Annotated in this window: 13 protein-coding genes; 12 read left to right on the forward strand and 1 reads right to left on the reverse strand. The window is 49.2% G+C overall.

The features are described 5' to 3' along the window. Positions 1-18: 18 nt before the first annotated feature. Positions 19-255 (reverse strand): HPr family phosphocarrier protein, encoded by a 237-nt coding sequence (locus V2546_RS04835; protein WP_015555013.1) that lies wholly within the window; start codon positions 253-255, stop codon positions 19-21. Positions 256-670: 415 nt separating this feature from the next. Between V2546_RS04835 and tnpA the strand changes: the two genes are divergently transcribed. The 12 genes from tnpA (at position 671) to V2546_RS04895 (ending at position 10,843) form a co-directional block, all read left to right on the forward strand. Continuing rightward, a complete protein-coding gene (gene tnpA / locus V2546_RS04840) occupies positions 671-1,111 on the forward strand; it encodes an IS200/IS605 family transposase (RefSeq protein WP_117483318.1) in 441 nt (146 codons plus the stop codon). Further along, positions 1,074-2,192, forward strand: coding sequence for an RNA-guided endonuclease TnpB family protein (locus V2546_RS04845; RefSeq protein ID WP_329751690.1), 1,119 nt, complete (start codon positions 1,074-1,076; stop codon positions 2,190-2,192). Before tnpA ends, V2546_RS04845 begins: the two co-directional genes overlap by 38 nt. A gap of 281 nt (positions 2,193-2,473) precedes the next feature. Beyond that, positions 2,474-3,793 (forward strand): tRNA (N(6)-L-threonylcarbamoyladenosine(37)-C(2))-methylthiotransferase MtaB, encoded by a 1,320-nt coding sequence (mtaB, locus tag V2546_RS04850; protein ID WP_118321137.1) that lies wholly within the window; start codon positions 2,474-2,476, stop codon positions 3,791-3,793. Positions 3,794-4,076: 283 nt separating this feature from the next. Continuing rightward, positions 4,077-4,340 carry an IreB family regulatory phosphoprotein gene (locus V2546_RS04855; protein ID WP_118297092.1) on the forward strand — a complete coding sequence of 88 codons (264 nt, stop codon included), beginning with the start codon at positions 4,077-4,079 and terminating at the stop codon, positions 4,338-4,340. A 118-nt stretch (positions 4,341-4,458) separates the two neighbouring features. Then, on the forward strand, positions 4,459-4,902 hold the full coding sequence (gene ruvX / locus V2546_RS04860; protein ID WP_118297091.1) for a Holliday junction resolvase RuvX: 444 nt from the start codon (positions 4,459-4,461) through the stop codon (positions 4,900-4,902). Positions 4,903-4,982: 80 nt separating this feature from the next. Beyond that, positions 4,983-5,252 (forward strand): DUF1292 domain-containing protein, encoded by a 270-nt coding sequence (locus V2546_RS04865; RefSeq protein ID WP_118297090.1) that lies wholly within the window; start codon positions 4,983-4,985, stop codon positions 5,250-5,252. Between the two features lie 101 nt (positions 5,253-5,353). Next, on the forward strand, positions 5,354-5,839 hold the full coding sequence (locus V2546_RS04870) for a Fur family transcriptional regulator (RefSeq protein WP_118297089.1): 486 nt from the start codon (positions 5,354-5,356) through the stop codon (positions 5,837-5,839). Continuing rightward, positions 5,829-7,496 carry a ribonuclease J gene (locus V2546_RS04875; RefSeq protein WP_329751753.1) on the forward strand — a complete coding sequence of 556 codons (1,668 nt, stop codon included), beginning with the start codon at positions 5,829-5,831 and terminating at the stop codon, positions 7,494-7,496. Before V2546_RS04870 ends, V2546_RS04875 begins: the two co-directional genes overlap by 11 nt. 169 nt (positions 7,497-7,665) lie before the next feature. Beyond that, complete coding sequence (locus V2546_RS04880; protein ID WP_118297088.1) at positions 7,666-8,070, forward strand: endolytic transglycosylase MltG; 405 nt, start codon at positions 7,666-7,668, stop codon at positions 8,068-8,070. Next, the gene (locus tag V2546_RS04885; RefSeq protein ID WP_118532889.1) at positions 8,067-8,723 is read left to right on the forward strand and encodes an O-methyltransferase; all 657 of its coding nucleotides are present in this window, start codon (positions 8,067-8,069) and stop codon (positions 8,721-8,723) included. Before V2546_RS04880 ends, V2546_RS04885 begins: the two co-directional genes overlap by 4 nt. Before the next feature lie 2 nt (positions 8,724-8,725). Next, positions 8,726-9,955, forward strand: a complete 1,230-nt coding sequence (locus V2546_RS04890) for a peptidase U32 family protein (protein ID WP_118321136.1) — start codon at positions 8,726-8,728, stop codon at positions 9,953-9,955. Positions 9,956-10,021: 66 nt separating this feature from the next. Then, the gene (locus V2546_RS04895; protein WP_486463526.1) at positions 10,022-10,843 is read left to right on the forward strand and encodes a YdcF family protein; all 822 of its coding nucleotides are present in this window, start codon (positions 10,022-10,024) and stop codon (positions 10,841-10,843) included. The last annotated feature ends 19 nt before the right edge of the window (positions 10,844-10,862 follow it).

Genomic DNA, 10,862 nt, shown 5'->3' on the forward strand with positions numbered 1-10,862 from the left:
AGTTACACCCTTTTTTTCTTATGCTTCAATGATATACGGAGCAAGTACGGTAAGGATCTCTTCTGTGTTTCCGCCATCGTGGATATTCAGATCGATCGGCTTGGAAAGATCCAGGCTGAAGATTCCCATGATGGATTTTGCGTCGATGACGTATCTGCCGGAAACAAGGTCGAAATCGGTATCAAACTTTGTAAGGTCGTTTACAAAAGACTTCACTTTATCGATGGAGTTTAAAGAAATTTTAACGGTTTTCATGTCAGTGTTCCTCCCAATACTCGAATATTTGTTATTCTGATAAAATAGAAAAACCTACTTTCATACTAAATGGACATGCATGAAAAGTCAAGAGGTATCTTGAATAATGTTTAACAAGAATCAGCAAGAATTCTCCCACCTCTATAGGTGGTGAGATGAATTGCCATCTCTTGCATAGTGCGATAGTTGGTATGTAGATATCAGATTATTGCACATAGCTGTGCTGTGTATTGTAAACTTCTCATATATTGATTTTTGTAGTCGTGCTATATCATCAATTCTGCATACAATGAATAAGCCTGAAGGGAAAATAGATTGCAGATTAAGCAGAACAAATGTTCTGAAATGTAATAGACAAATGATCTCAGTTGTGATATAATTAAATCAGTCGAAATAGAAAGAAAGTCCGATAAATATGAGAGAACTTGACAATAATGCACATTCAGTATTTTTACTCTATTATCATCTGATCCTGGTCGTAAAGTACCGGAAAAAGGTCCTGAATGATCCGATCTCGGATCGCGCACGAGAAATCTTTGAATACATTGCGCCCAAATATCATATCACCCTGGAAGAGTGGAATCACGATGAGGACCATGTTCATATCATGTTCCGTGCCCATCCGAAGTCGGAACTCAGTAAATTTATCAATGCCTATAAAAGTGCCAGCAGCCGTCTGATCAAAAAAGAGTATCCGGAGATCCGGCAGAAGCTTTGGAAGGAAATGTTCTGGAGTCAGAGCTTCTGCCTCCTGAGTGCCGGCGGAGCTCCGATCGAAGTGATCCGCCAGTACATCGAGACACAGGGGGAGAAAAAACATGAACGTAGTATACCGGTTTCGGATCTATCCCAATAAAATACAACAGGAACTGTTTGCAAAAACATTTGGATGTGTCAGGTTCGTATATAACCGGATGCTGTCAGAAAAGAAGGAATGCTATGAAAAGACCGGAAAAAATCTAAAGGTCACTCCGGCAAAATATAAGGCAGAATTTCCATGGCTAAAAGAAGTGGACAGCCTTGCTCTGTGCAATGCCCAGCTGCACCTACAGATTGCATATAAAAACTTTTTCCGGGATCCATCGTTTGGTTTTCCGAGATTCAAGTCAAAAAAGAATCCTGTTAAAAGCTATACCACAAACAGTGTCAATGGAAATATCCTGTTAAAAGAGGGGAAACTGAAGCTCCCCAAAACTGGCTGGATCCGGATCCGGCAGCATCGTAAGATCCGGGAAGATGCCTGCCTGAAAGGCGCAACCGTCTGTATGGAAGCTGATGGGCGGTATTATGTTTCTCTTCTGTATTTTTGTGAAGAAAAGCCGGTGGAAACAAGGAATATAAGGCAGGCCGTCGGACTCGATTTTTCCATGAAAGAACTATATGTAGATTCCAATGGAAAACATGCAGGTTATCCGCACTATTTCAGAAACAGCGAGGAAAAACTGGCGAAAGCGCAGAGAAAACTGAGTCATTGCCGGAAGGGGAGCAATCGTTACAAAAAACAACAGAAAAAAGTGGCGCGGATCCATACGCATATCGCTCACCAGAGAAAAGATTATCTACATAAAGAATCAAGAAAGATAACCAATTTCTATGATATCGTATGTATTGAAGATCTGGATCTGAAGACGATGAGCGGGGAACATCATTTTGGAAAAAGTGTTCATGACAACGGTTGGAGAATGTTCACAGATTTTTTGCAGTATAAACTGGAACGGGAAGGAAAGAAACTTGTCCGCATCGACCGCTGGTATCCCAGTTCCAGAACATGCAGTTGTTGTGGAAAAATAAAACATGATCTGAAACTGGAAGAGCGGGTATATCTTTGCAGCTGCGGAAACCAGATGGACCGTGATGAAAATGCGGCGATTAATATCTGCCGGGAAGGCCTGAGAATATCCGGGATCATATTAGAAAAAAGCGAAAAAGCATCATAAAAAGATATCAGCCAAAAAGAACCGTGGGACACACGGGGATCGCTCGTGAATGCTTTGCCCAACGGGGTAATCGAACGAGAAGCCCCCACTTCAAGCGTGAGCTAAGTGGTGGGAGTATGTCACGTGTTACTGTATGTTACTGTACACGGTAGAAATTTTCTGAACTGAAAATTCCGTACAATACAGTTGTGGCAGCAGATTTTGCCGATTCGGAATGCGAAGCATCGGCAAAATCCGGGTATAGTGACAGAAACTGATTATATAATATGAGGAGATAGAATATGAGAAAAGCAGCGCTTCACAATCTTGGCTGCAAGGTAAATGCGTATGAAACGGAGGCGATGGAACAGCTTCTGGAGGCCGCTGGATATGAGATCGTGGGATTTGAGGAGAAAGCGGACGTCTATGTCATCAACACCTGCTCCGTGACGAATGTGGCAGACAAGAAATCACGCCAGATGCTGCACCGCGCGAAGGCGAAAAATCCGGACGCGGTCGTTGTCGCGGCAGGCTGTTATGTGCAGGCGGCAGCGGACAAACTGAGAGAGGACGCCGCTGTCGATCTGATCATCGGAAATAACCGCAAGGCGGATCTCGTTCCGCTTTTAGACGCCTGGTTTGCCGGAAAAGAGATCAAAGAGTCCATCACGGACCTCGCGGGATCCAATGAGTACGAGAAGCTTCACATTAAAAAGCAGGCGGAACACACCCGTGCGTTCATCAAAGTCCAGGACGGATGCAACCAGTTCTGCAGCTATTGCATCATCCCGTACACGAGAGGCCGCGTCAGAAGCCGCCGGCCGGAGGACGTGGAGGAGGAAGTAAAGATCCTGGCGGAGGAAGGTTACAAGGAAATTGTCCTCACAGGCATCCATCTGACTTCCTACGGCATCGACTTCAAGGATGAGGGGATCGACTTTCTGACACTGATCAAACGGCTGCATGCGATCGATGGGATCGAGCGGATCCGCTTCGGCTCCCTGGAACCGCGTGTGATCACGGAAACGTTCGCGGAGGAGCTTTCAAAGCTTCCGAAGATCTGCCCACATTTCCACCTCTCTTTACAGAGCGGATGCGATGACACCTTAAAGCGCATGAACCGCCATTACACCTGTGAGGAGTACGCGGAGCGCTGCGCGATCCTCAGAAAATATTTTGAGAATCCGGCGATCACGACGGACGTCATCGTGGGATTCCCGGGTGAGACGGATGCGGATTTTGAGACGACAAGGGAATTCCTTGAGAAGGTCCACTTCTATGAGATGCATGTGTTCCCGTACTCCAGACGTGCCGGAACCCGCGCGGACCGGATGCCTGACCAGGTGCCGGAGCCGGTGAAGAAGGAGCGGAGTGCCGTTCTCTTAAAACTCGAGAAAAAAATGTCCGGGGAATACCGGGAATCATTCCTCGGGACGGAGCAGGAGATCCTCCTCGAAGAGCCGGTGACGATCGACAGCGAGGTCTGCATGACCGGATATACGAAGGAATATGTGAAGGCAGCGGTCCGACTTGACGGGCGCGATCCGAAGATGCTGAAAAATACATTTGTCAGGGGAACCTTGAAGGAATTCCTGACGGAGGAGATCATGCTGCTCTCATAGAGCGGCGGAGTTACTTTTCACGGATAGGAATTTTCTGAACTGAAAATTCCGTATGATACCGTTGTGGTCGCAGATTTTGCCGATTCGGAATGCGAAGCATCGGCAAAATCACGTTACAGTGCGCGGGCATGGAATGCTCGTGTACCGTAACGCAGCGCCGCCGATGGTCAGCCGGGCAAGTTTGTATTGCAGAAACGATAAAATTAGAGTAGAATAAAGAATAGCAACAAAAGGGTTGATATAAATCTGATTTATATCAGCACAAGAGGACGTGAGGATATTTATGGGCGATATCAGTAATACACAATATTTTAAAGCGGTACAGGAAGATAAGAAGCTTGAGGTCGGCGAGGTCCTTCGTGAAGTCTACGAAGCACTGACCGAAAAAGGGTATAACCCGATCAACCAGATCGTCGGCTATATCATGTCCGGCGATCCGACCTATATTACGAGCTATAAGAGCGCGCGAAGCCTTATCATGAAAGTAGAACGTGACGAGATCCTGGAAGAGCTGATGGAGAACTATATCGAGACGAGACTCCGCTAGTCTTTCCGCAAAGGATGAGATGTCAGGTACTGAACAGATACGACGCCAGAACAAACAGCCGGGAAGGAACATATCCGGCTGGTTTTGGTATGAGGAAAAATAACAGAGGACAGAGTTTATGAGAATACTCGGACTGGATTTCGGTTCAAAGACTGTGGGAGTCGCGGTCAGTGACGGACTTCTTCTGACAGCCCAGGGCGTGGAGACGATCGAGCGCAAGGATGAGAACAAACTGCGCAAGACGTGTGCCCGGATCGAGGAGCTGATCAGGGAGTATGAGATCACGGAGATCGTTCTGGGACTCCCGAAAAATATGAACAATACAGAGGGCGAGCGCGTTGAGAAAACGAAAGCCTTCGGAGAAATGTTAGAGCGCCGTACCGGACTTCCGGTGCATTACTGGGATGAGCGTCTCACGACCGTTGCTGCGGAACAGATCCTGATGGAGAGTGGAGTGCGCCGCGAGAACAGAAAAGCGGTGATCGATAAAGTTGCCGCGGGCCTGATCTTACAGGGATATCTGGACTGCTTAAAGACGAAAGAAGATCGTCAGGAAGACTGAGAACGAAACGTGTAACTACGAAAACAGGAAACACTCGGCAGATGGCCCGGCTGTGGGCTGCAGCAAACAGGAGAATATGTATGGAAGAGAGAAAGATCACACTGGTCGACGATGACCAGACACTCGAATTTTACGTTGTGGAAGAGACAAAATTAAACGGAGCGAACTATCTTCTCGTCACAGATGCGGAAGATGACGATGAGGAAGGTGACTGCTATATCTTAAAGGATATGTCCGGCGCTGAGGAGGCGGATGCCCTCTATGAGTTCGTGGAAGATGAGGACGAGCTGGAAGGACTCATGAAGATCTTCGCAGAGCTTCTTGACGACGTGGATCTGGAAAAACAGTAAAATAAGACAATGCGCGCCCACAACGGGCGTTTGACCCGGTCTTATCTGACGGAGATAAGACTGAGTAAATTTTTGCGGGATAGATGTTGGGAGACGAGAAAATGAACGATGAGACAGTAAAAGGACTGCTTCGCAAGGCAGGATTAAAAGTGACAAATCAGCGTATGATCGTGCTGGATATTATTGCGTCGCACCCGGCGGAACATCTGACCGCGGAAGAAATCTATGATCTGGCGAAAGTAAACAGCCCGGAGATCGGACTGGCTACGATATACAGGACTGTCCAGGTCCTTTTAGATCTGCATGTAATCGACAAAGTCACATTTGATGACGGTTTTACCCGGTATGAGCTGAACGGTGAAGAAAGCGCATCGGGACACCGCCATCACCATGCCATCTGCACAGGCTGCGGAAAGGTGTATTCCCTGGAATCGGACCTTTTAGACAGCCTGGAGGCGGAAGTGATGGAGAAACTGGGCTTTCTCGTGATGAACCACGAGGTAAAGCTCTACGGACTTTGCAGTGAGTGCAGGAAAAATGAAGAAAAAAAGAAAGAGGTTATGAATCGTGAAGAACGTGAAAAATGATACAGAAAACTATAAAGTCAAAATTATCCCTCTCGGGGGACTGGAACAGATCGGAATGAACATGACAGCCATCGAGTACGGCGACAGCATTATCGTGATGGACTGCGGACTCGCATTTCCGAGCGACGATATGCTTGGAATCGACCTTGTCATTCCGGATGTAACCTACTTAAAAGATAACTATGAGAAGGTAAAAGGATTTGTCATCACCCACGGCCATGAGGACCATATCGGTGCGCTTCCGTACGTGTTAAAAATGGTGAACGCGCCGGTCTATGCGACCAAGCTGACTATGGGACTGATCGACCATAAACTCGAAGAGAACAACATGCTGCGCAGCGTAAAGCGCAAGGTTGTAAAACACGGACAGTCCATCAATCTCGGCTGCTTCCGCGTGGAATTTATCAAGATGAACCACTCGATCGAGGACGCGGCTGCTCTTGCTGTATTTACACCGGCGGGAATCATCTTAAATACCGGTGACTTCAAGATCGACTACACGCCGGTATTCGGTGACGTGACCGATCTCCAGAGACTTGCGGAACTCGGAAAGAAAGGCGTGCTCGCACTTTTATGTGATTCCACGAACGCGATCCGTCCTGGCTTTACGATGTCCGAGAAGACGGTCGGAAAGACGTTCGATGCGATCTTCGCTGAGCACCAGCAGAACAGGATCATCGTTGCGACATTCGCTTCCAACGTGGACCGCGTGCAGCAGGTCATCAACTCCGCCTGCAAGTACGGAAGAAAAGTCGTTGTGGAAGGCCGCAGCATGGTCAATGTCATCGGAACCGCACAGGAACTCGGATATATCAACATCCCGGACGGAACCCTGATCGATATCGAGCAGTTAAAGAACTATAAGGAGGAGGATACCGTCCTCATCACGACAGGAAGCCAGGGTGAGTCCATGGCGGCTCTCTCCAGAATGGCGTCCTCCATGCACAGAAAAGTATCCATTACCCCGCGCGATGTTGTCGTTTTAAGTTCTACCCCGATCCCGGGAAATGAGAAAGCCGTATCGAGAGTTATCAACGAACTCTCCATGAAGGGCGCGACCGTAATTTCCCAGGATACCCATGTATCCGGGCATGCATGCCAGGAGGAGATCAAACTCGTTTATTCTCTGGTACGTCCGAAATATGCGATCCCGATCCACGGTGAGTACCGCCACAGAATGGCACAGAAGGAGCTTGCGATTTCTCTCGGCATCCCGAAGGAGAACGTTGTGATGCTCCACACAGGAGATGTGCTCGAGATCGGTGAGAGCGGCGCAGATGTGATCGATCATGTACAGGCCGGCGGCGTTCTCGTTGACGGACTCGGTGTCGGCGATGTCGGAAATATTGTTCTCCGTGACCGCCAGAACCTTGCCCAGAACGGTATCATTATCGTTGTCCTGACACTTGAGAAACACTCCAATCTCCTGCTCTCTGGACCGGATATCGTGTCCCGCGGATTTGTCTACGTGCGTGAGTCTGAGGATCTGATGGAGGAGGCACAGGCGATCGTGGATCAGGCTGTTGCAGACTGCTTAGAGCGCCACGTATCCGACTGGGGCAAGATCAAGAACATTATCCGCGACAGCTTAAGCGACTTCTTATGGAAGCGCATCAAGAGAAACCCGATGATCCTTCCAATCATCATGGAAGTTTAAATGAACCCAGTTAGCCGTGCACTGAGCTGGGCTGAAAATTGTGTTGCAAGCTTGCTTGCATAAGCAATTTTTGGCACAGCTCAGTATAGGGGGAACGCCCCCGGCTTCTTGTTTTCATGCACATGAAAACAAGAAGATACACGGCGGAGCTACCTGCAAGGGGAATGATATGAGCAAGATAACACGAGAAATCAACAAGATCAGCCTGTTTGTCATCAGCACATCCGGACGGATCATCCTGTATGGACTTGCTGCCATCCTGATCGTCACCGGGGCGAGAAGTGCCTACTCCTTTGGCCACGGGATCTTCTATGCGCCGGCGATGGAGGCGGAGCCGGGAACAGAGAAGAGCGTGAAGCTCACCGGAAACGAGTCGGTGGAAGAGGTCGGAAAGATCTTAAAGAAAGCCGGCCTGATCCGTGACCCGCGTACCTTTACGATCCAGGCAAAATGCTATGGATACGAGGTGAAGGCCGGAACCTATGAGTTAAATACATCGAAGGACTCCAAAGAGCTGATCGATATTTTAAAGGAAAGCCCGGAAGATGCTGCGAAGGAAGATACGAAATCATGATCACGGAAAACAGACTTACGGCTTATATAAATTCCCTGGATCAGGGGGATGGGGAGCTCATTGAACAGATCGCGGAGACTGCGGTAAAAAACAGAGTTCCGATCATCCGCAGGGAGACGGCGGCACTTTTAAAGACAATGGTGACGCTTGTTTCCCCTGCCAGGATCCTGGAAGTCGGAACGGCGGTGGGGTATTCAGCGCTTTTGATGGCGTCTGTAATGCCGGAAAACTGCCGGATCACGACAATCGAAAAATATGAAAAAAGGATCCCGGAGGCGAAGGAAAATTTCCGCCTCGCAGGGATGGAAGAAAAGATCACGCTGCTGGAGGGCGACGCCGGGGAAATCCTCGCGGGGCTTTCCGGCTCCTTTGATTTTATCTTCATGGACGCAGCAAAGGGGCAGTATATCAACTGGCTGCCGGATATCCTGCGCCTGCTGAGAGACGGCGGACTCTTAATGTCTGACAATGTCCTGCAGGACGGGACGATCATGGAATCCCGCTACGCGGTGGAGCGTCGGGACCGCACGATCCATGAGAGAATGAGAGAGTATTTGTACACATTGAAACATATGGATGAATTTGAGACTTCGATCCTGCCGGTGGGCGATGGGGTCGCGCTCAGTGTAAAAAACAGGTCAGGAAAGGATTAGTTATGAGAAAAACAGAACTTCTGATTCCGGCAGGAAGCCTTGATGTCTTAAAGACGGCCGTGATCTACGGCGCCGATGCCGTATATCTCGGCGGTGAGGCATTCGGACTCCGCGCCAAAGCGAAAAACTTTACGAACGAAGAGATCATGGAAGGGATCAAATTTGCCCATGACCACGGCGTAAAGGTATATATCACGGCGAATATCCTCGCACACAACGATGACCTCCCGGGCGTGGAGGCATATTTTGAGGAATTAAAGACGATCCGTCCGGACGCGCTGATCATCTCGGATCCGGGTGTCTTTACGATCGCTAAGAGAGTTCTCCCGGATATGGAGATCCATATCAGCACACAGGCGAACAATACAAACTATGGAACTTACCTTTTCTGGCATGAACTCGGCGCAAAGCGCGTCGTATCCGCCAGAGAGTTATCTTTAAAGGAGATCAAAGAGATCCGCGCGCACATCCCGGAGGACATGGAGATCGAGAGCTTTATCCACGGCGCCATGTGCATCTCCTATTCCGGAAGATGTCTGCTCAGCAACTTCTTTACGGGGCGCGACGCGAACCAGGGTGCCTGTACCCATCCGTGCCGCTGGAAATATTCCGTTGTCGAGGAGACAAGACCGGGCGAGTACATGCCGGTCTATGAGAATGAGCGCGGAACTTATATCTTCAACTCCAAGGATCTCTGCATGATTGAACATGTGCCGGAGATGATCGATGCGGGGATCGACAGCTTTAAGATCGAGGGACGCATGAAGACGGCCCTCTACGTGGCGACTGTCGCGAGAACCTATCGCAAAGCGATCGATGATTATCTGGAGGACCCGGAAAAATATAAGGCGAACATGGAGTGGTACAAGGAAGAAATCGGAAAGTGTACGTATCGTGAGTTTACCACAGGCTTCTACTTCGGAAAACCGACTTCCGAGACCCAGATCTATGACAGCAATACTTACGTGAAGAACTATATCTACCTCGGAACCGTGGAAGAGCGGGATGCGAGAGGATTCGCGAAGATCGAGCAGAAGAATAAATTCTCTGTCGGCGAGACGATCGAGATCATGAAGCCGGATGGAAGAAATATTTCCGCGCTTGTCCGCGGCATCTACACAGAGGAAGGCGAGAGTCAGGAGAGCGCACCGCATCCGAAACAGATCCTTTATATCGATCTGGACGGGGAAGTGGAGCAGTACGATATTCTCCGCAAGAAAGAGGCGGAGTAAGATCCGGATCCGGAAAGAAGACAAAGCTGAATGGCTGCGTGCAGGATTTAGAAAGGAGGCATGATCGTGACAGTAATTTTTGGCATCCTGGGAATATTGTGTCTCATTTATTATGGTGTGATCGTGATCTACTCCGGTGCGGGAACCTCATTTTCCGCCATCTGGATCGTGCTGGCGCTGGGATTTTTTATCATGGCGGCCGTGGGAAAGTTTTATCCGCGGATCCGTGACAGAGTACCGGTGCAGATCGAAGTAGCTGTGATCACATTCTTTTCAGCGATCGCATTTATCTTCATCGTTGTGGAGCTCCTTATGGGATTCGGCGCGCTGTCTTTTCAGAAAGAGAGCGTCAATTATGTGATCGTTCTCGGTGCGCAGGTGCGCGGAAATACGATCAGCCGCACGCTGGAGCGGCGTCTGGAAAAGGCTGTGGAGTACGCGGCATATCATCCGAACACGGTATTTGTGCTTTCCGGCGGACAGGGGGATGACGAGGACGTGACGGAGGCATCCGCCATGTACCGCTACATGAAGAGCCGCGGAGTCCCGGATTACCAGCTGCTTCTTGAGGAATCATCCCGCAGCACTTACGAAAATATGGTATACAGCAAAATGCTGATTACAGAGCGTGAGCGGATCCGCCGTGCGACACTCCGCGCCGCCATGGCGGAATCCGGATATCTTCTCCCCCCGGATGAGGAGATCGTGATCCGGGTCGGGATTCTCACCAGCAATTTCCACGAACTCCGCGCCAAAGGGATCGCCCGCCACGTTGGTCTCCCCAACGTCAGCGGCATCTCCGCAAAGTCGGATCCCGTGCTGTTTGTACATTTTTGCGTGAGAGAGTGTTTTGCGATATTAAAAGATAAATTTGTGGGGAATATGTAACCAAGGGGATCAAGCTTAG

Origin of the sequence: Clostridium sp. CM74B_53 (assembly GCF_036318045.1) — a bacterium.
In the GTDB taxonomy this organism is placed as follows: domain Bacteria; phylum Bacillota; class Clostridia; order Lachnospirales; family Lachnospiraceae; genus Pilosibacter.

What these genes read in the sequence shown, in the direction of transcription:
- V2546_RS04845 (WP_329751690.1), top strand. Translation starts at nt 1,074, where the DNA reads ATGAACGTAGTATACCGGTTTCGGATCTATCCCAATAAAATACAACAG.
- tnpA (WP_117483318.1), top strand. Translation starts at nt 671, where the DNA reads ATGAGAGAACTTGACAATAATGCACATTCAGTATTTTTACTCTATTAT.
- V2546_RS04890 (WP_118321136.1), top strand. Translation starts at nt 8,726, where the DNA reads ATGAGAAAAACAGAACTTCTGATTCCGGCAGGAAGCCTTGATGTCTTA.
- V2546_RS04870 (WP_118297089.1), top strand. Translation starts at nt 5,354, where the DNA reads ATGAACGATGAGACAGTAAAAGGACTGCTTCGCAAGGCAGGATTAAAA.
- V2546_RS04835 (WP_015555013.1), bottom strand. Translation starts at nt 255, where the DNA reads ATGAAAACCGTTAAAATTTCTTTAAACTCCATCGATAAAGTGAAGTCT.
- ruvX (WP_118297091.1), top strand. Translation starts at nt 4,459, where the DNA reads ATGAGAATACTCGGACTGGATTTCGGTTCAAAGACTGTGGGAGTCGCG.
- V2546_RS04885 (WP_118532889.1), top strand. Translation starts at nt 8,067, where the DNA reads ATGATCACGGAAAACAGACTTACGGCTTATATAAATTCCCTGGATCAG.
- V2546_RS04855 (WP_118297092.1), top strand. Translation starts at nt 4,077, where the DNA reads ATGGGCGATATCAGTAATACACAATATTTTAAAGCGGTACAGGAAGAT.
- V2546_RS04880 (WP_118297088.1), top strand. Translation starts at nt 7,666, where the DNA reads ATGAGCAAGATAACACGAGAAATCAACAAGATCAGCCTGTTTGTCATC.
- mtaB (WP_118321137.1), top strand. Translation starts at nt 2,474, where the DNA reads ATGAGAAAAGCAGCGCTTCACAATCTTGGCTGCAAGGTAAATGCGTAT.
- V2546_RS04865 (WP_118297090.1), top strand. Translation starts at nt 4,983, where the DNA reads ATGGAAGAGAGAAAGATCACACTGGTCGACGATGACCAGACACTCGAA.